The sequence below is a fragment of the Pirellulales bacterium genome, assembly GCA_019694455.1.
Lineage (GTDB): Bacteria > Planctomycetota > Planctomycetia > Pirellulales > JAEUIK01 > JAIBBY01.
In genome coordinates, this window is the sequence record JAIBBY010000019.1 from 67002 (window position 1) to 86860 (window position 19859).

The following is a 19859-nucleotide window of genomic DNA, read 5'->3' on the forward strand; positions in this document are numbered from 1 at the left end:
TGCCGTCAGCGCGCGTCACTCGGAATTGGAGAAATTGAACAACGCCATGCCTCTTATTGTCCAAAAATTCGGTGGCACCAGCGTCGCCGATCCCAGCAAGATTCTCTCCGCCGCGCGCAAGGCGATTCGAGCCCATCAGGCTGGCAGCCAGGTGGTCGTAGTGGTCAGCGCCATGGGCAAGAACACCGACGCCTTGATCGCGCTGGCACATGAACTGACCGATCGCCCCTCTGCCCGCGAAATGGACATGCTCCTTTCGACCGGCGAACAAGTGAGCGTGGCCCTGATGGCGATGGCGATTCAGTCGCTCGGCAACAAGGCGGTCAGCCTGACGGGCGCCCAAATCGGCATCAAGACCGACAGCACGCACACCAAGGCCCGCATTCGCTCGATCTCCACCGAGCGGATGAAGCAATTGCTCGACGCCGGCAACATCGTCATCGCCGCCGGTTTTCAAGGGAGCGATGAAGACTTCAACATCACCACGCTCGGCCGTGGAGGGAGCGACACCACCGCAGTCGCGCTGGCCGCCGTGCTCAAGGCCGATTCGTGTGAAATCTACACCGACGTTGACGGCGTCTACACCACCGATCCGCGCCAACTGCCTGAAGCGCGGATGCTGCGGCAAGTGAGCTACGACGAGATGCTGGAGCTTGCCAGCCTCGGCGCCGGTGTGATGCACAGCCGGGCGATCGAGTTCGGCAAGAAGTTTGGCGTGCCGATCCATGTGCGCAGCAGCTTCACCGATCGCGCCGGCACCATGATCGTGGCCGAGCCGGAATCGCCCGATCTGGCGGTGAGCGGCGCGGCCTTGGTAAAGAACGAGGCCCTGGTCACCGTGCAAGGCGTGCCCGACCGCCCCGGCACCAGCTATGCCATCTTCTCCAAGATCGCCGCTCGGGCGGTGGCGGTCGACATGATCGTGCAGAACGTGGGAGTCGGCGGCAAAGCGGACATCAGCTTCACCGTGCCACGCATCGACCTGCCGGCCACGATCGAGGCGGTGCAAGAGGCGGTGATTGAGTTGGGCGCCGCCGGTTGGACCGAGGACGACAGTGTGTCGAAGTTGTCGGCGGTGGGGCTAGGCATGGCGCGGCAAACCGGCGTCGCGCAGCGAATGTTCCGCGCGCTGGCCGAGGCGGGCGTGAACATCAAGATGATCACCACCAGCGAAATCAAAATCTCGGTGCTGGTCGACGCCGCGCACGGATTGCCAGCGCTGCGCTGCGTGCATCAGAACTTTGAGCTGCAACAAGAATCCAAGCACAGCCGCGCCGGAAAGATCGAGAGCGCCAAGACAGTCAACGGCGACGCGCTAGCGGTGATCGCGCGCCTGCAAGGTATGGAAGACCTGGCGATTGGCGACATCACGCTCGACGACTCGCAAGCCCGGGTCACCATCGAAGGGGTGCCCGACCAGCCGGGCGTGGCGGCTCGTGTGTTTGAGCGCATTGGCGAAGAGGGGATCTTTGTCGACATGATTGTGCAAGGCTTCGGTCCTGGTGGCGCCGCGAATCTTAGTTTCTCCGTGCCGCAAGACAGCCTGTCCAAGGCGGTCGACGTGGTGGGGCGCATCGCGCGTGAACTCGGTTGTCGCCAAGTGACGCAGAGCCCGAAGATCGCCAAACTCTCGGTTTCCGGAATTGGCCTGCGCAGCCATACCGGCGTGGCGATTCGCATGTTTCAGGCGCTCTGCGAGGCGGGCATCAACGTCGAGATGATCAACACCAGCGAGGTGCGGGTGAATGTTGTTGTCGATGGCGCCAAGGGCCCCGCGGCGCTTGCCGCGCTGCAGCAGGCGTTTCGGGATGTGCGGCAATAGGCGCGATATCAAGTTGTCAAATAGCCAAGGGCTGACGCCCCTTGGCTATGTACTTTCCGCCCCGTTGGGGCGGGTTGGCGATCTTCTCAGCCGCAAAGCGGCGCAAGCGAATTGCGATGGGCGCCAGCCCATCGGATGAATGGCGGAGCGATGCGAATCGCGATGGCCCACAATTCCCTGGACCATGTAGATAGGTTCACCCGTGCCGCAATCGTTCGCTTCGCTTCATTGCCACATCGTGTTTAGCACCAAGCACCGGCAGCCGGTGATCGAGCGCAACGTCCAACCGCGCTTGTTTGAATACATCGGGGGAGTATTGCGCAACGCTTCGTGCCGATTGATCGCCGCCGGCGGAATGCCAGACCATGTGCATCTGCTGACCTCTTTGAGCCGGACAATCACGGTGGCTGATGCGGTTCGACTCATCAAAGCCAACTCGTCGCGCTGGATGCATGATGAGTTGGCCGTTGACAATTTTTGGTGGCAGGACGGCTACGGCGCGTTTGCAGTGAGCTATTCCAATATCGAACAGGTAAAGGCGTACCTGGCCAATCAAGAAGCGCATCATCGCACCGCAACTTACCAAGAAGAGTTTCGCGACTTCCTGCGGCGGAACGAACTCGAATGGGATGAACGATATGTTTGGGATTGATTCCAGGACGACTCGTCCCAATCCCATCAAATAGCCAGGGGCTGACGTCCCTTGGCTATGTACCGGCGCCCCGTTGGGGCGCAAAGAAAGTAGCCGCAAAAAGGCGACAGACAATTGCGATGGATGCTGGCCCATCGAACAAATGGATCACAGCACTCCCCTTTGGGGCGGGTTGGCGATCTTCTCAGCCGCAAAGCGGCGCAAGCGAATTGCGATGGGCGTCAGCCCATCGAAGAAAATAGCACTCGCGCCGCCAACGGATCAGGACCAAGCTGCCCTCTATTCTTGGGCAAACTGCTTCTTCAGCCGCTCGGTGTCGTCAGCGTCCCAGTCTGGTGGCTGCGTCACTTCGACCCAGGCGTCGATATAGCTCTCCGCCGCGTAGTTATGTCCATAACCAAACGGCACGCTGGTGGCCATTGGCAGGTCGAATCCGGTCTGCAGGAACGTGACAATCGGAAACCACTGCAAATATGGCGACACGTCGGGCCCGCGCTCGCCCACCAGCCAGGCGGGGCGTCGATACAACGACTCGGGCGAGAAGAACGTCATTGGGTCGCTGGCATGCTGGATAAACACAAATCGCATCGGTCCCCAGCGATTGCCAGATTCTTGCAGCGAACACTCGCGCCCGGTGAAGCGCAGCATACTGCCATCGCGCACCCGTGGCAGCCACATCGGAGAGTCGGGATTGCGCTCGTGCGTCGTCTTGGACCACACCGAACTTGGAAACGGCGGCCCGCTCCATACGCCTCCCTGGATCGGATCCTCGAACACGGTGAACAGGTCGGTGCTGGCGGCCGAACCCAGCGCTCCGAGGCTCAGGCCATGCACGTACAACTTGGGCCGGCTCTCCTTGGGCAGTTTGGTCCAGTATTCGTAGACTTCATCGAACAATGCAGCGGCCGAATCGCGCGACCGCGCTGGATCGACGAGAATCGTGATCCAGCTCGGTAGATACGAATACTGCATGCTCACGATCGCCGTATCGCCGCCATGCAGATACTCCAGGGTGTCGACCGCTCCCGGATCGAGCCAGCCGGTGCCAGTCGGCGTGGCCACCACCAAGAGCGACCGCTGGAAACCGCCCACGCGGACGAGTTCGTTCAGCGCAAGTTTGGCTCTGTCAGCATTCGTTGATCTTGACCCCAGCCCCACGTACACACGCAGCGGCGCTTGCGCGTCTTTTCCCGAGAACTCGGCGATGCTCTCCCTGGTGGGCCCGAGAGTGATGAATTGCTTACCCCAGCGTCCGATGGTGTTCCAATCGACCAGCGATTCGGCGCTGCCCGAGGCGGTGGTCAGCCGCGGCTGCTCGACGCCGTCGTCGATCACCTGATCGAGTTCCGAAAAAACCTTGTCCGCGGCGCCCAGCGCCAATCGAGCGACGACTTTGTTGGCGAGCAAAAACAGCGCCGCGATCACCAGCACGGTGCTCACCACCTGCGACACGCGGCGCGGAACCACCTGCTTGATCCGGTTGTTGACTTGCCGCCACATGGCGCCGACGCCGCGCGCGGCGATAATCAATGTGACGCCAACCAACAAGGCAATAGCGCCAAGCCGATACGGGTAGGCCGTCTCCACCGGCGGCATCTCCATTCGCTCGCGAATCGAATTCTGCCACACCGTCGCCCACCACAAGAACAGCACCGCCACCACCAACACGGCCGCGGTGGTGATGCGCTTGCTGACGCGCTGCGTTCTGGCCCCGAAGTCGGGGATCTCCATAAAGTGCCACAGCCATACCACAAACACGCCCACGCCATAACCGGCGGCGAGCGAAACGCCGCACAGCACCCCTTGCACGGCGAAGTGCCTTGGCAACAGCGAAGGCGTCAGCGAGGCGGCGGCAAACAACGTGGCCAGCGCCAGCCCCACATAGGTGAACGACGCCCAAAGCCGTGCCAGCACATTTTGCAATCGCATGGTGAGATTCCACATGGGGGGCATTATCGGGCGAATTGCCGGTGTGGGAAGATCTGATTGAAAACTTGCTCGCGCCCCGGGGCTATGTTCTGTCGCCCCATTGAGTCGCCATGTATTTAGCCGTGTACTCAGCCGCAAAGCGGCGCAAGCCAATTGCGATGGGCGCTAGCCCATTGAGATATTTGCAATAGGCGACAGCCCACCGACACCGGACTACAATACCCCGGCGCAAACCATTCACACTCATCGGTAGGGGAAACTCATGTTCACACGGTCGCACCTGTCTGGCATTGTTATGCTCGCGCTGGGCGGACTCCTGGGGTACATCGCGGCAACCTCCGATCTTGGCCGCGCGCCGGCCGACGCCGCCTTGGCGCCAGCGCCACTCGGCGCTTCCCCGACCGAGAGCCCAACGCCGGCCTGTTGCCAGATTGGCGCCGAGCGCGGCGACCTGTTGGCCCTGGCCGATGGACGCCGTCGCGGCGCCGTCGGCAACAACTCGACCGCCAAGAAGCCAAATATCCTCGTCCTCTTCGGCGACGACATCGGCATCAGCAACATCAGCGCCTATAGCGACGGCCTGATGGGCTACACCACGCCCAACATCGATCGGCTGGCCAGAGAAGGCTTGCGCTTTCTCCACTACTACGGCGAACAAAGCTGCACCGCCGGGCGCGCGGCCTTCATCACCGGCCAGCACGGCATCCGCACCGGCCTTACCAAGGTCGGATTTCCTGGCGCGCCGATGGGCATGAATCAACTCGACCCCACCATCGCCGGCATGCTCAAGCAGTTGGGCTACCACACCGGCCAGTTTGGCAAGAACCACTTGGGCGACCGCAACGAGACGCTGCCAACCGTCAACGGATTCGACGAATTCTTTGGCAACCTCTATCACCTGAACGCCGAGGAAGAGCCGGAGCTGCCCGACTACCCTAACGATCCGGCGTTCAAGGCCAAGTTTGGCCCGCGCGGCGTGCTGAAGTGCGCCGCCAGCGATCGGGACGATCCCACCGTCGATCCGCGATTTGGCAAAGTGGGCAAACAAGTCATCGAAGACAGCGGCCCCTTGACCAGAAAGCGGATGGAGACGATCGACGACGAGACCTCCGCCGCCGCCATCGACTACATCAAGCGACAAGCTGCGGACGACAAGCCCTTCTTCTGCTGGTGGAACAGCACCCGCATGCACCTGCGCACCCATGTGCGGCCGGAGCATCGCGGCAAGTTCCAACATGGCGACAGCGAATACATCGACGGCATGATTGAGCACGACGCGACGGTCGGCGCGATCCTCAAGACGCTCGACGACCTTGGCATCGCGGACGACACCATCGTCCTTTACACCACCGACAATGGCCCACACGCCAACACCTGGCCTGATGGCGCCACCACCCCTTTTCGCTCGGAAAAGAACACCAATTGGGAGGGCGCCTTCCGCGTCCCCTGCATCATCCGCTGGCCCGGCGTGGTCAAGCCGTCGATGGTCACCGATCAAATCATGAGCCACAACGATTGGCTGCCCACCTTCTGCTCGATCGCGGGCGAGCCCGAAATCGTCAGCAAGCTCAAGCAGGGTTACACGGCCAATGGCAAGGAGTACAAAGTCCACCTGGACGGCTACGACCAAGCGGCGTTTTTGCGCGGTGAGTCACCCACCAGCGCGCGGAGCAAATTCTTCTACTGCGACGACGACGGCGATTTGGTCGCGGTGCGCGTGAAGCAGTGGAAGGGGGTTTTTCAGGAACAGCGCGCCCCAGGCACGATGCAAGTCTGGGCAGAGCCCTTCACCAAACTGCGGCTGCAGAAGTTCTACAACCTGTTCACCGATCCCTATGAGCGCGCGGACATCACCTCCAACACCTATTGGGACTGGTGGATGAACCACGCGTTTCTCAGCTACTACGGCATGGACGAGGTGGGCAAGTTCGCGGCGACGCTGAGGGAGTTTCCACCTCGCGCGCTGCCGCAGAGCTTCACTCCGACGGGACTCATGGAAGAGACCAAGGAGGAGATCAAAGCGGCCCGCCGCGCGGCCGAGCAGGCGGAATCAGAGTGAAATCGTGTGGTCAGCCGCAACGCGGCGAACGTCCATTGCGATGGGCGCTAGCCCATTGATGTTCTACTCTCCCAGCACGTCGTCGAGCACTTCCTCGTTCACGTAGATCGGCAATTGCGGTTCGCAGGTCACGGCCACGGCGATCGCGTCGGACGGCCGCGCGTCGATCTCGATCAACTCCCCTTCGTGTCGCAATCGCAGCCGCGCGTAATAGGTGTGCTCCTTGAGCTCGCTAATCACCACGTCTTGAAACTCGGCGCCCATCTGCTCGGCCATGTTCACGATCAGGTCGTGCGTCAGCGGCCGCGGCGAGATGAACCCCTTCACCCGCCGGTCGATGCTCGTCGCCTCGAAGATGCCGATCAAGATGGGGAACGTCCGCTGTCCTTCCACTTCCTTCAAGTAAATCACCTGCTGGTCGGCGATCTCGCTGATGATGATCCGCGACAACTGCATCGGAACAGGCATGACGATTCCTTGGGCGAGCGGCTGGCTGCTGTGTTATGGATGTACGACGCGCGGCGCTGGCCCGAGTCGACCTTCGCCACGCTGACCGCGCCAGCACGCGTTGGGTCGCGTGGGGCGCGATCGGAGATGATCTTTCGATTATAGAAAGCCGATCGGCGCCAAGGCCAGCGGCCCGCGAATCTCGGCGAAAACCGAGCGTCCGGCCGGCGCAAATTTGCCCGCTGACGCGCTTGACAAACGCCACGCCATGCTGGCGGCTTTGTTACAATCGCAGCGTCGTTTACCCCGCTATCGCGCGAGATCCGCCATGACCACCGGTTACGTCCGCACCGAAATCGAAGACGCCATTCTGCATGTGCGATTGGCGCGACCCGAGAAGCGCAACGCGCTGACGCCCGACATGATCCGCGAGATTGGCGCCGCCGTGGCCACGGCCGACGAACAGCCGGCAATCCGCGCGGTGATCGTCTCGGCCGAGGGGCCCTTGTTCTCGGCGGGCATCGACATCATGTCGCTTGCCCAGAGCAAGGGGGAGGCGGGCGACCAGAATCCCGCGCGCTGGCTGCGACGATTGGCCAGCGACTTGCAACTGGCGCTCGATCAGATCGAACGGGTCGAGGCGCCAGTGATCGGCGCGCTGCAAGGGCAGGTGATCGGCCTGGGGCTCGAACTGGCGTTGGCCTTCGATCTGCGGGTGGCGAGCGACGACTTGAAGCTGAGCATCCCCGAAGCGCGAATGGGCCTGGTGGCCGATGTGGGGGGGACGACGCGGTTGTCGCGCGTGGTCGGCCCCAGCCGCGCCAAGGACATGCTGATGACCGCGCGCTCGGTCGACGCGCAAGAGGCGTTGTCCTGGGGACTGGTGAACCGCGTGGTTCCGGCCGCGCAGCTTATGGAGGCCACGCGCAAGCTGACCAGCGAGATCACCGCCAACGCGCCCCTGGCGGTGGGACTGGCCAAGTTGATCGTCGATCAGGGGGACGGGCTCGACAAGCACACGCAACTTGCCATCGAGCGCTGGGCGCAGAGCCAGCTCATCACCACCGAGGATGTGGGCGAGGCGATGACGGCGTTTTTTGAGAAACGCCCCCCGCGTTTCAAAGGCCGCTAATCAACACGGGCGCCGCCATCGCAGGAGCCGCAAATGCCGCAGATCACTCCCATCGGCAAGATGACCGCCTTTTACATTCCGTCGCACAAGCTCGATTCGCCCCGCTACTTCCGCGAAAATTCAACCCGCGCCCACATCCACGAGTTCCTCATCCAGCACTACAAGGCGTATACGCAGACCCCTTCGCCCGTGAAGGGTTATTGGATCAGCAGCGGCGGCGAACTGACGCACGACGTGACCGAGCGATTCGAGGTGTCGTTCGAGGCGGAATCCGATTTCGACAAACTGATCGCTTTCCTGGCTGAGCTGTGCCAGGCGCTGGAGGAGGACACGATTTACCTCACTCGCGGCGACGAGAGCTTTTTGGTGAGCCAGTAGCGGCGCAGGGTGAATTGCCCGTGCCGGCAACTGGTGGACCCGACCGCGACAAGCATGCGTCAACCTCGCGGCGCATTAAAAATGCCCCCTGATGGACTCGAACCATCAACCCTCTGATTAAGAGTCAGATGCTCTGCCAATTGAGCTAAGGGGGCGTTGGCATGCGGTTTGATTCCGCGAACCAGTTACCAATCGTATCGGCTGGCGCGAAAGTCTCAAGGGTTATTTCGTAGCCGCGTGCCAAAGTGCCAAAGCCGAGGTAAGTCGACTGCGGACAGCAGGCGCGCTGTCGCATATTCATGCGCGGCGGTAAGCGCGCGTGATTACCCCAGCCGCGGCTCTTGCTGCGTAATGCAATGGTAGGCGCCAAGTCCCCAGGCCAGATCGACCGCCGGCAGTCCGATCACCTGTCGATCTGGAAATAGCCGAGCGAGCGTTTGCACTGCTACGGCATCGGCCGGGTCGTTGAACTGCGGAACCACCACCACGCCATTGGCGATATAAAAGTTGGCATAGCAGGCGGGCAGCCGCTGCCCGGCATGATGGATCGGCGCCGGCATGGGTAGCGGAATCACATCAAGCGGTCGTCCATCTTGATCGCGGAAGCCGCGCAGACGGTCGAGGTTGTCTTGCAGGGGAGCGTAGTTTTCGTCGCCCGGATCGGATTCGACCGCGGCGACTACCGTGGTCGGATTGACAAAGCGGGCCAGTTCGTCGATATGCCCGTCGGTGTCGTCGCCGACGATGCCGCCCGCGAGCCAGAGGACGTGCGGCGCGGCCAGATAGTCGGCGAGGTATTGCTCAATTTCGGCGCGCGACAGATTGGGATTGCGATTGGGATTGAGCAAACATTGCTCGGTGGTGAGCAGAGTTCCTTTTCCGTTCACGTCGACAGCGCCCCCTTCGAGGATGATGCCCGGCGCGAACCGCCGCCGGCCAAGTCGCTGCGCAAGCTCGGTCGGCACACGATTATCGAGATCAAAAGGGGGATACTTGCCGCCCCAGGCGTTGTATTCCCAATCGACGAGCGCCGGCGCCAACGAGGGCTGTCCGACCAGGAAAGTGGGACCGTGATCGCGCATCCAGCAGTCGTTGGTGGGGATGTCGAACAACTCGACGTTTTCGAGGCGACCCACCATGTCACGCGCCTGACGCATCACCTCGGAGCCGCCGGCCAGAATGCGGACCCGCTCGTGGCGGGCGAGTGTTTCGACCAGCTTGGCGTAGACGGCGGGGATGGGTTCGAACTTGCCCGGCCAGGTCGCCGGATTGTGCGGCCACGAGAGCCACGTGGCGGCGTGCGGTTCCCATTCGGCCGGCATGCGGTAGCCCTGGTCAGCAAGCAAGCCGGGAGTGAACGATCGCATGAGTTGGTCGCAGCGCGTAACGGGAAAGCGAAAGGAGCATGCGGCGAAGGCCGTCGAAATCACGGCAGCGGCATGATACGCCAGCAGGTCCGGTGATGCCACGGCCTCGCGATTGGCGCGCCAACGGGGCTTGGCTAGCGCACGCGCAGCGCAAGCAAAGTGCGGTCGTCGCTGACTGGCTGCCCCGCGCAAAACGCGTCCAACTGTTCAACCAATTTGCTGACTACTTGTTCCGCCGAGGCGTCACCGGCAGCGAGCGACGCATCGAGTCGCGGCACGCCGAACATTTGCCCCTGGGAGTTGAAGGCCTCCGTGATTCCATCGGTGTAGAACAGTATCAAATCGTTGGTTTCCAGCTTCAATGGTTGGTCTTGAAACTGATGGTCGAAGTCGACGCCGATCGGCAGTCCGGCCACCTGATCCAGTGGCAGAATCTGCCCGGCGCGCCGTAGTCGCGGGGGATTGTGCCCAGCGCAGGCATAGGTCAGCTCGCGCTTTTGTGGATCGAAGATGGCGTAGAACGCGGTCACAAAACTGCTCGTCCGACTCATGAAGCGCCCCGTAAGCTTCTGATTGAGAAAATTCAACATCTCGGCGGGGGGCGTAGGCGGCCCGGGAAAGGCGTGCGCCACCGCGTGCGTAATCGCCATCACCGTGGCGGCCGGCGTGCCGTGACCGCTGACGTCGGCAATGAAAATGCCCCAGCAACCGCCGGGCAAGGGAAAGAAATCGTAGTAATCCCCGCCAGCGCGGCGCGATGTTTGATAATGCGCGGCCATCTCCAGCCCGTCGATGCGCGGCAATTCTGCAGGCAACAGCGCGCGTTGAATGTCGCCAACGATCTGGAACTCGTGATCGAGCGCTTCGTAGGCGGTTTTCAATTCGTCCGCCAGCACCAGATTGTAGGTGGCGCGCCCAAACAGATTGCTGGTCAGCACCATTTCAGGAAAGCGATCTCGCTCGAACGACGCGGGATCTTTGTGCAACGTGATCACCATATTCGTCGCCACTCCGCCATGAAAATGCGGAATCGCCGAGAGCAGCCGAAAACCTTGCAGATACTCGATGGCCGGCTCGTCGGGGGCGAGGGAGTAATCTTCGAGCAGTCGGGGCGTCTCTTGATAAATGAGGTCCGCCAGCAAGCCGCCTTTGAACAGTGGTAGTCGGTGCGGTTCCTTCCAAGGATTGACATCTTCCGTCCAGCGAGTGCAGCGCGTGACTCGAAAGTACGGATACTCCAGTCCGCGACGGCTCAGTGATATCAGGCTGTCGCGATGCACGAGCGATTTCATGCGTTCGCCATAATCGCGCACCACTTCTTGCGCGTCGGTCTGACGGCTCATGTTGCGAACGGTTTCGACGATTTGTTCGAGCCGTTGTTGCGTGTCCATCGGAGGCCTTAAGCGGCAACTGATTACGCCTAGGTCGCACGGTCGCATCGCCGGGCAGTGCGTCCATCATACGCGATTACGCCGTGTTGGGCTTGGCGGCGTTTGCCGTGGACGCGCGGAAGCAGACGCAAGATAGAGCCGTCGCTACCGTCGAATACGGTACTGATATTTGCGGCCGTCGAGTTGTCGCGATTCGACGTGATCGGCAAACGCTTCGTAATACCCACCTTCGCCCCAGTTGCCGATGTAGCGGGACTGCGTCAACCGGTTGCCGTGATACGACAGATCGCCACCCGGGCGACGCCGAACGGACGGAGTCACCGCGCTGTCATAACGCAAAATCCGATCCGCTTTGGCGTCGTAGCGATAGACGCGCGCCGTTGGCCGATAGGGGGTGGATCGCGGCGAGCCGGCCTGACAGACTTCGGCCGACACCAAGAGCATGCCCAGCGCGCAAGATATGCGGCAGCGCCGCCGCGCACGACCATCCATGGAAGATGTTTCCTCTCTGTTCCTGGTCCCTGTTCCGGCGAGACACTCTAGCAGCCAGCATCCGCATTGGCGAGACGCCGGAGTCAGAATCTGCCGAAACGCCAGGGAACCGGTTACACTGGATGTTTTAGACGCGTAGCCGGAGATCGACTGGCGTGGCCGATTCGCTTGACCATTACGAGAATCCCCTCATCAAGCGCTATGCGTCGCGCGAGATGAGCCGCATCTGGAGCCCCCAGCAAAAATTTGAAACGTGGAGGCGGCTGTGGGTGGCATTGGCCGAGGCCGAGGCGGAGCTGGGACTGCCGATCAGCGCAGAGCAGGTTGCTGAACTGCGCGCGCATGTGCATGACATCGATTTTGCCGCTGCCGATCGTTACGAGCGCCAATTGCGCCACGACGTGATGGCGCATGTGCATGCCTATGGCGATGCTTGCCCCGTCGCCCGGCCGATCATCCATCTCGGCGCCACAAGCTGCTATGTCACCGACAATACCGATTTGATTCTGCTGCGCGAGTCGCTCGAACTGGTGCGCTCGCGATTGGCGCGGGTCATTGATCGGCTGGCCGTTTTCGCGGAGCGCTGGGCCGAGTTGCCGTGCCTGGCATTCACACATTTTCAGCCCGCGCAGCCGACCACCGTGGGCAAGCGGGCCGCGCTGTGGGCCTACGATCTGGTGGAGGATTTGCGCGACCTCGAGCATCGGCTAGCGAGCCTGAAGGCCCTGGGGGTCAAAGGCACCACCGGCACGCAGGCCAGCTTTTTGGCGCTGTTTGATGGCGACCACGCCAAGGTCGAACGGCTGGAACAATTGGTTTGCCAGAAGTTCGGATTCGCCGAATGCTATCCAGTGACCGGGCAAACCTATCCCAGAAAGATCGACGCGCAGGTGCTGGCCGTCTTGTCAGGCATTGGTCAGAGCGCGCATAAGACGGCGACCGACCTACGGTTGCTACAACATTTGCGAGAACTGGAAGAACCGTTTGAAGAGAAGCAAATTGGCTCGTCGGCCATGGCGTACAAGCGCAATCCGATGCGGGCGGAGCGAATCTGTAGCTTGGCCCGCTTCGTGATGCATCTGGAAGGCAACGCCGCTAGTACCGCGGCAACGCAGTGGTTCGAGCGGACGCTGGATGATAGCGCCAATCGGCGGCTATCGTTGCCCCAGGCGTTTTTGGCGATCGATGCCGTGCTGATTCTGTACCAGAACGTTGTCGACGGGCTTGTGGTGCATCCGACCGTCATTCAGCGGCGTTTGGCGGACGAGTTGCCCTTCATGGCGACAGAAAACTTGTTGATGGCCGCCGTGGCGCGAGGAGGAGATCGTCAAGAATTGCACGAGCGAATCCGACAGCACAGCATGGCGGCCGCCGCGCGCATGAAGGAACAGGGCGCGTCCAACGACCTGCTGACACGGCTGGCTGGTGATTCGGCCTTTGCGGGGATCGACGTTCAAGCTCTGGGAGACGGTCGGCTCTATACGGGGCGAGCGGCGCAGCAGGTTCAGCAATTTATCAACCAAGTCGTCGCGCCAATCAGAGCGAACCTGGCCGACCAGTTGGTTGGCGATGCTGCTGTGCGGGTGTAGCAATTCCGACTGCTAGCAGTTGCGTTGCCATGGAGGGCCAGGCAAACCCTCTCGACTGAATGGATTCTCATTCCATCCCCCTGTTAGTCGGGTGATGCGAAACCCAGGATATTGGCAAGCCACACAGGCCAATCCGGCGTGTGGACGCATGTAGTATTTCGGATGTTCGCGCCGTATCACTTGCTGGAGCCACATCAACCACTACATGCAAGTTCCGTCGATACCGAAAGATGCGTTCGATGGCACATGCTATGCACCAATTTGGATAAGCCTGGGAAGCATTTGCGGTCGCATCGGACGCGCGGTTCTTTTGATCCGCAAAGTACCAGCCGAAGTGCTGAAAGTGTTTGAATCAGTTGAGATTACGTGGTACTTTTTTAACATCACCCTACCTAAGGCAAGCAGCCGCTTGCTAACCATGCCAAGCCAGTTTCTTCACGTCTGGCTCCGAGATTGGACCGGCTTGGGGGATCTTGATGATCCGACCCAACGACGAGCACGGTTCCCGCCTAATTCACCGATAGTGAGCGCGTTTTGAGAGAGTCGATGGCGAATCGCGATGCGTGCGCTGGTTTTGACCGGCCGACCGTTTCGATTCCAGGCTTCTTCAACTGTGCTAGCGGGGTTCGCGCTTGACGCAGGATTTGCTTCACAACCAGTGCTGGATGTTGCCGCTTAGGGCGACGTCACGCATTTGTCGCGCGCCGATGTGGTCCGCTTGGGCCAACGGTGTGACAGGAGGATAATTGGCCGTGTTTTTTGACCGCCTTTCTGGCAGCTTTTTCAACCCGCATACTCTTGTCGAAATGCTGCGGCACCGTACGCAGTTTTTGGCTCATGAGCGGGCATTCACGTACCTCGTCGACGGTGAGAACGAAGAAACCCATCTTTCCTACCAGGAACTAGACCGGCGGGCACGAGCGATCGCGGCCATGTTGCAGGAACGCGACCTGGTTGGCGAGCGGGTATTGCTCTTGTACCCGCCTGGGCTGGATTTCATCGCCGGCTTCTTCGGCTGTTTGTACGCGGGGGTGGTCGCCGTGACGGCATACCCGCCGCGCATGAACCGCTCGCTGGGACGAATCCAGGCAATTGTGTCGGACGCCGGTGCGCGAGTCGCCCTGACGACTCAATCGGTGCTGGAACGCGTGACCCCTTGGTTTGAGGAAACGCCCGACCTGGGCAGGCTGGAATGGCTTACCACCGAAGAAACGGCGACCGGCATTGAGGAAAGCTGGGAAGAACCGGCAATTGACGGCGACACCTTGGCCTTTTTGCAATACACATCGGGTTCGACCGGCACCCCCAAGGGGGTGATGCTTAGCCACAACAACCTGCTGCACAATTCGGCGCTGATCTCATACGGTTTTGAGAATGTGCGCTCGTCGTCTGGCGTTTTTTGGCTGCCCAGCTATCACGATATGGGCTTGGTAGGGGGCGTTGTGCAGCCCATCTATTTAGGTGTTTCGAACGTCATCCTGTCGCCGATGGCGTTTTTGCAGCGACCCATCCGCTGGCTGCAGGCCATCTCCAAGTATCGCGCGACCATCAGCGGCGGCCCCAACTTTGCCTATGACTTGTGTTTGCGCAAAGTAACCCCTGAACAGCGCGACACGCTCGACTTGAGCAGTTGGCACGTAGCGTTCAACGGGGCTGAACCAGTGCGCGAGGAGACTCTGGAGCGATTTGCGCAATACTTTGCCCCGTGCGGCTTCCGCCGCGAGGCGTTTTATCCGTGTTATGGGTTGGCCGAAGCCACGCTGATCGTCTCAGGCGGGGCTGCTCGCAAAGCGCCCCGGATCGGCGTTTATGATGGCCGGCGACTCGATCATGGAGAGGCCGCGACGGCGACGGGACACTCTTCGGCGGCACGGCGACTAGTGGGTTGCGGCCAATCGCTGCCCGACCAAAAGGTGGTGATTGTCGATCCCGATCATTTGACCCGCTGCCCCAATCGCACCGTGGGCGAAATTTGGGTCCATGGCCCAAGCGTGGCGCAAGGCTATTGGCGCCGCCCCGCCGAGTCGGAAGACACTTTTTTCGCGCGGATTCGCAACACCGGCGAAGGCCCCTTTCTGCGAACGGGCGACCTGGGCTTTTTGGACGGGGGCGAGCTGTATGTGACCGGCCGCATCAAGGACCTGATCATCGTGCGCGGCGTCAATCATTACCCGCAAGACATTGAGCTGACGGTTGAGCATTGCGACGCCGCGTTACGACCCAACTCGGGCGCCGCGTTCTCCTGCGATTTTGGCGGACGCAGCTATTTGGTCGTGGTTCAAGAGGTTGAACGCGGTTACCAGGACGACGTGGATCGCCTAATTGAAACCATTCGGCACGCCGTGTCCCGCGAGCACGAGCTGCAGCTCGACGCGATCGTGCTGGTGCGCCCTGGCAGTGTCCCTAAAACCTCCAGCGGCAAGATCCAACGCCACGCCTGCCGCAATGCCTTCGTCAAGGAGCAACTTAAGGTGGTGGCTCAGTGGCGCGCCGCGACGCTCGCCTCCGCCGCTGTCCAAGAGCTGAAGGAGCAATCGGCGCCCTCGCTATCCCGCGCCGGCGCGCCAGTGCCAAAGGCCGCGCACAAGCCGGGCGCCAATGGCCACCGCAACCATACCGGCAACGGCGCGAGTTGGACGGCGCACGCCCCCAAGAGCGCGCCCCTTGCCTCGACTCACACCGCCAGGCCCGCGAAGAAGGAGACTTCCATGGGCGCTAAAAACGGCAGCGCCAGTCGACCCGACACGGCCAGCATCGGCGCCGCGGTCATGGACATGATTCGCTGCATCGCCGCCGAACGCGCCGTGCATGTGACGCTTGACACTTCCATGGCGCAGTTGGGCATGGACTCGCTGCAACGCATCGAGCTGCAAGCGATGATCGAAGAGCACTACGGAGGCCGCATGCCGGAAGATGTGGGCCCGCAGCTCGAAACGGTGCGTGAAATCGTCGAGGCGGTGGAGGAGTATTTGCTGGATGGCGACGCGGCGCTGGGCCCCAAGCCGTCGATCGACGCCATTCCGCCCGAGTGCTACCGCTTTGAGCTGTACCCCGAGTATCTCAAGCTGCGGCAAAACATCGACGCCATGCTGGCGGCCGGAACGGTGAACCCCTACTTCATGGCGCACGAGCAAATCACCAACGACACCGCGGTGATCGCCGGCCAGGAGTTCATCAACTTCTCCAGTTACAACTATCTGGGCATGTCGGGCGATCCCACGGTGATGAAGGCGGCCAAAGATGCCATCGACCGTTATGGCACCTCGTCGTCGGCCAGCCGTCTGGTGTCCGGCGAGCGCGTGATTCACCGCGAATTGGAAGAAGCCTTGGCCGAGTTCACTGGTGCCGAGGACGCCGTGTGCTTCGTGGGCGGACATGCCACCAACGTCAATGCGATTGGCCATCTGCTCGGCCCCGGCGATCTGATCCTGCACGACGCGCTGGCCCACAACAGCATCGTGCAAGGCTGCCTGCTCTCCGGCGCCAAGCATCGCCCCTTCCCGCACAACGATTGGCGCGCGCTCGACCGTCTGCTGGCCGACCTGCGCACCCGCTATCGTCGCGTGATGGTGGCGATTGAAGGGGCATATAGCATGGACGGCGACTTCCCCGATCTGCCGCGCTTTATCGAAGTGAAGAAGCGTCATAAGTGCTTCTTGATGATCGACGAGGCGCACTCGACCGGCGTGCTGGGTCGCCGTGGCCGCGGCATCGGCGAATACTACGAAGCTCATCCTGGCGATGTCGACGTGTGGATGGGCACGCTGAGTAAGGCGTGGGGGAGCACCGGCGGCTACATTTGCGGCAGCCGCGAGTTGATCGAATACCTCAAATACACCTCCCCCGGGTTTGTATTTAGCTGCGGCGTCGCGCCCCCGGCGGCGGCGGCGGCCCTGGCCTCGATCCGGCTATTGGAAGCCGAGCCAGAACGGATCGCCACGTTGCAAGCGCGTTCGCGGTTGTTCCTCGATCTGGCGCAAGCTCGCGGCCTGAACACCGGGCTGAGCCGTGGAACCCCAATTATCCCGATCGTGATCGGCAACTCGTTACACTCGTTGGAGTTGTCTCGCGCGCTATACGAGCGCGGCATCAACGTGCAGCCGATTCTCTACCCGGCGGTGGAAGAAAGCGCTTCGCGGCTGCGGTTTTTCATCACCTCGCTGCATAGCGAGGAGCAGATCCGCTATACGGTGGAGGCGCTGGCCGAAGAGGCCGAGCGGCTGGATCCACGCTATGTGTCGCGGCGGCCAGTGGTGACCGATACCGCCGCGTATGTGGCGGGCGTGGGGGCGTTAAACGTGATCGATTAACGGCGCCCCGTCCGTCAGCGGGGTTTGTATTGCCGATTTCGACTGCAAAGAGTAGAAAAAAGAAAGAGACCCACTGCTAGTCGCTTGGTGACAAGTCGGCTAGTTTTGCAACCTGTGTTATCGTCGTGAGGTGTTGATTGCTTACCGAGCAAGAAGTCTCGAAGACTTGGCGATTGTTGTTTCGCGCCGGCGCGGTTACCGACGAAACGTTCCCCAAGGCCGAGGCGCTGTTGGACGAACTGCGTCCTGAAAGCCCCTTGTGGCATCGCTTGTACAGCGAACTGGAAGAACTTCGTCGTCGCCACAAGCCTGCCGGCATCGCCTAGCTGAGTCGGCCTCGCCTGGCGGCAAGCCGCTGGGACGCTTCTTGGAGTAGCCGGCGGCCGCTACCGCCTGGACCGCTGATCGAGCGCGCCGCACTTGGTCGCGGTATTGCGGCCATCGCTGGCGATTCTCGCTGCCCCAATCGACGGGCGGCTACCGGTTGAACACCACTCCGATGTTCAGGCCCTGGATGAAGATGTCTTGCCGGTTGCGGTCACGAATGCCCATGGCCGGCAAGGCGTAGTCCACCATGCTCGACGGGCGGGCGATCCCATCGGCCCAAATCCCGGTCCAGCCAGCCTGCACCACCAGCGCCTTGGTGACCTGGTAGCCAAGGTTGGCCCGCACTTCAACCAGGTTGCTGTACTCCCATTGGTGACGCGTGTATTGCGCGGTCCGGGGCGTAAACGCCAGGAAGGTGTTAAGGCCCCGATTTCCAAGCATTCGTGGGTCAATCGCGCTGCCGTCCGAGATGTTTGTATTGGGCACCTGCTGAGTTTCCAGGTGGGCGATTTGATTGATGTTCTGCCAATTGAAACCCAGCATGTAGCGACCTTCGGCCGAGAGGAGCCAACGCCCCTTCTTCTTCGACCAGCGACCGCCAATTTGCGGACCCACGATGTTGTTTGTCGATTTGGTGTTCCAATAGCTGTCGGCGAAGAGACTGGTGCTTCTGATTTCGTCCTCACCACCATCGGGCGGTTCGAACTCGCCGTATCCTTCTACGGCGAAGGTCTCTGTGTAGCGGAAGTAGCGCGCCCCCAACAAGAAGTCGATATAACCGCCGTGATGCAGGAGATTCGTGCGGAAAAAGGGCGCCAGCTCGACCCCTTCGGCCCGCGATCCGTTGCGGACCTTGACGGTGCGAAACACCGTCGCCAACCGCCTCAAGTCCAGCAAATCGTAGAACGGTACTGGCAATGAATCTAACGGCTCGCTTGGATCAATGACACCGTCGCCGTTACCGTCCCAATAGCGGCCGTGTTGAATATTTTGATTGAAATTCTCATCAACAACACCCAGTGGCTGCTGGACCACAAACCCGTCGAGCAACCCGACGTTGCTTTCCTTGCCAACCGAATCGAGCACAAACCGCTCGTCGTCGACAATAATGGTTTGCGTAATCTCATTCCAATCCATGTTGGTGTATTGGTCGCGGAACATGATCTCCGAGTCGCTGCGATTGAAGTACGACTCGAAGGGATTGGTGGAAAACACGCTGCCGAGCCATCCCCAATTGTCGCCGGCATAGCCGAAGTCGGCCCGCCAACCGGTGGCGTTGGAGGGAACCAGCATGCCGGTGTTCAGCGAGTTGATGCCTTGACGCATGTACGAGCCATCTGAGACGATCTCGCCCGCTTGGGTTTCGTCGCCAATCGGCACGTAGTCCGGCGCGTTACTGAACCAATTGAGCCAATCGACCTGCAGAAAATAGCCTTGGTTCGGTCGATGGTCGCCATATTCGACGATGCCCCAGCCGGCCCACGGCTGGAACCGGTCGAAATCGAAAATGTCGGTTGGCAGGGGATCGATTGGCACCTGATCGGCCGCATGCGCGGGCGTCCATGCCAACAACAGCAATCCCCACAAGAGCAGCCACAGCTTGCCGCGGATCGTCGCCATCGTCGCTATCACTCCCGACCACCTCGGGCAACGCCCGCGCATCGCCTCCGCACCCCGGAGACTCAATAACGGGCAGTGCCGGTAGTATCGGTCGCGCCGATGACAACAGTTGAGTAAGAACGGCAAGCCTTGCCGAAAGTTCCGGTCGTACGGCATCGATCGCGGCAAGATGGGGGAGATGCCAAGGCGGGACGGCGCGGCCCGCCGGCTGACCGTTGCCCAATTCTGTTCGGCTCAAGAGTTGCTGGGAGGTCCGGTGGCTTGGCGGAGCTTGAGCAGATGGTTCTCAACTTCGGCGTCGGTTGCCCAACCATTGAGATAGTGGCAGAGCATTTCATAAGTGC

Annotated in this window: 14 protein-coding genes and 1 tRNA gene; 8 read left to right on the plus strand and 7 right to left on the minus strand. The window is 61.2% G+C overall.

The window, feature by feature from the left end; all coding sequences use genetic code 11:
* Positions 1–46 precede the first annotated feature (46 nt).
* On the plus strand, positions 47–1822 hold the full coding sequence (locus K1X71_09900) for an aspartate kinase (GenBank protein ID MBX7073447.1): 1776 nt from the start codon (positions 47–49) through the stop codon (positions 1820–1822).
* A gap of 202 nt (positions 1823–2024) precedes the next feature.
* Entirely contained in the window at positions 2025–2474 is a 450-nt protein-coding gene (tnpA, locus tag K1X71_09905; GenBank protein ID MBX7073448.1) for an IS200/IS605 family transposase, read from the plus strand.
* A 279-nt stretch (positions 2475–2753) separates the two neighbouring features.
* Here the strand turns inward: tnpA and K1X71_09910 are convergent, their stop codons facing one another.
* Positions 2754–4418, minus strand: coding sequence for an alpha/beta-hydrolase family protein (locus K1X71_09910; GenBank protein ID MBX7073449.1), 1665 nt, complete (start codon positions 4416–4418; stop codon positions 2754–2756).
* 280 nt (positions 4419–4698) lie between these two features.
* On the opposite strand from K1X71_09910, the gene K1X71_09915 reads away from it, so the two are divergent.
* Positions 4699–6462 (plus strand): arylsulfatase, encoded by a 1764-nt coding sequence (locus K1X71_09915; GenBank protein ID MBX7073450.1) that lies wholly within the window; start codon positions 4699–4701, stop codon positions 6460–6462.
* A 63-nt stretch (positions 6463–6525) separates the two neighbouring features.
* Here K1X71_09915 and K1X71_09920 read toward each other — a convergent pair whose 3' ends face one another.
* Complete coding sequence (locus tag K1X71_09920) at positions 6526–6930, minus strand: bifunctional nuclease family protein (GenBank protein ID MBX7073451.1); 405 nt, start codon at positions 6928–6930, stop codon at positions 6526–6528.
* 307 nt (positions 6931–7237) lie between these two features.
* On the opposite strand from K1X71_09920, the gene K1X71_09925 reads away from it, so the two are divergent.
* Together K1X71_09925 and K1X71_09930 are read left to right on the plus strand one after the other, a co-directional pair.
* Complete coding sequence (locus K1X71_09925; protein MBX7073452.1) at positions 7238–8041, plus strand: enoyl-CoA hydratase/isomerase family protein; 804 nt, start codon at positions 7238–7240, stop codon at positions 8039–8041.
* Positions 8042–8074: 33 nt separating this feature from the next.
* Complete coding sequence (locus K1X71_09930) at positions 8075–8419, plus strand: hypothetical protein (protein MBX7073453.1); 345 nt, start codon at positions 8075–8077, stop codon at positions 8417–8419.
* Between the two features lie 82 nt (positions 8420–8501).
* Here the strand turns inward: K1X71_09930 and K1X71_09935 are convergent.
* From K1X71_09935 to K1X71_09950, 4 genes are all read right to left on the minus strand, one after another.
* Positions 8502–8574, minus strand: a tRNA-Lys gene (locus K1X71_09935).
* A 168-nt stretch (positions 8575–8742) separates the two neighbouring features.
* The gene (locus tag K1X71_09940; GenBank protein MBX7073454.1) at positions 8743–9786 is read right to left on the minus strand and encodes an agmatine deiminase family protein; all 1044 of its coding nucleotides are present in this window, start codon (positions 9784–9786) and stop codon (positions 8743–8745) included.
* Between the two features lie 134 nt (positions 9787–9920).
* Entirely contained in the window at positions 9921–11177 is a 1257-nt protein-coding gene (locus K1X71_09945; GenBank protein MBX7073455.1) for a PP2C family protein-serine/threonine phosphatase, read from the minus strand.
* Positions 11178–11321: 144 nt separating this feature from the next.
* Complete coding sequence (locus tag K1X71_09950; protein MBX7073456.1) at positions 11322–11669, minus strand: hypothetical protein; 348 nt, start codon at positions 11667–11669, stop codon at positions 11322–11324.
* A 155-nt stretch (positions 11670–11824) separates the two neighbouring features.
* Between K1X71_09950 and purB the strand changes: the two genes are divergently transcribed.
* From purB to K1X71_09965, 3 genes are all read left to right on the plus strand, one after another.
* Positions 11825–13258, plus strand: coding sequence for an adenylosuccinate lyase (gene purB, locus K1X71_09955; GenBank protein MBX7073457.1), 1434 nt, complete (start codon positions 11825–11827; stop codon positions 13256–13258).
* Between the two features lie 752 nt (positions 13259–14010).
* Positions 14011–17568 carry an aminotransferase class I/II-fold pyridoxal phosphate-dependent enzyme gene (locus tag K1X71_09960; GenBank protein ID MBX7073458.1) on the plus strand — a complete coding sequence of 1186 codons (3558 nt, stop codon included), beginning with the start codon at positions 14011–14013 and terminating at the stop codon, positions 17566–17568.
* Positions 17569–17705: 137 nt separating this feature from the next.
* Positions 17706–17894, plus strand: coding sequence for a hypothetical protein (locus K1X71_09965; GenBank protein ID MBX7073459.1), 189 nt, complete (start codon positions 17706–17708; stop codon positions 17892–17894).
* 151 nt (positions 17895–18045) lie between these two features.
* On the opposite strand, the gene K1X71_09970 is transcribed toward K1X71_09965, so the two are convergent.
* Positions 18046–19515: a BBP7 family outer membrane beta-barrel protein gene (locus K1X71_09970; protein ID MBX7073460.1), complete on the minus strand. Its 1470-nt coding sequence runs from the start codon at positions 19513–19515 to the stop codon at positions 18046–18048.
* Positions 19516–19859: the final 344 nt, after the last annotated feature.

What these genes read in the sequence shown, in the direction of transcription:
- K1X71_09930 (MBX7073453.1), top strand. Translation starts at nt 8,075, where the DNA reads ATGCCGCAGATCACTCCCATCGGCAAGATGACCGCCTTTTACATTCCG.
- K1X71_09925 (MBX7073452.1), top strand. Translation starts at nt 7,238, where the DNA reads ATGACCACCGGTTACGTCCGCACCGAAATCGAAGACGCCATTCTGCAT.
- K1X71_09920 (MBX7073451.1), bottom strand. Translation starts at nt 6,930, where the DNA reads ATGCCTGTTCCGATGCAGTTGTCGCGGATCATCATCAGCGAGATCGCC.
- K1X71_09915 (MBX7073450.1), top strand. Translation starts at nt 4,699, where the DNA reads ATGCTCGCGCTGGGCGGACTCCTGGGGTACATCGCGGCAACCTCCGAT.
- K1X71_09970 (MBX7073460.1), bottom strand. Translation starts at nt 19,515, where the DNA reads ATGGCGACGATCCGCGGCAAGCTGTGGCTGCTCTTGTGGGGATTGCTG.
- K1X71_09910 (MBX7073449.1), bottom strand. Translation starts at nt 4,418, where the DNA reads ATGTGGAATCTCACCATGCGATTGCAAAATGTGCTGGCACGGCTTTGG.
- K1X71_09900 (MBX7073447.1), top strand. Translation starts at nt 47, where the DNA reads ATGCCTCTTATTGTCCAAAAATTCGGTGGCACCAGCGTCGCCGATCCC.
- K1X71_09940 (MBX7073454.1), bottom strand. Translation starts at nt 9,786, where the DNA reads ATGCGATCGTTCACTCCCGGCTTGCTTGCTGACCAGGGCTACCGCATG.
- K1X71_09945 (MBX7073455.1), bottom strand. Translation starts at nt 11,177, where the DNA reads ATGGACACGCAACAACGGCTCGAACAAATCGTCGAAACCGTTCGCAAC.
- K1X71_09950 (MBX7073456.1), bottom strand. Translation starts at nt 11,669, where the DNA reads ATGGATGGTCGTGCGCGGCGGCGCTGCCGCATATCTTGCGCGCTGGGC.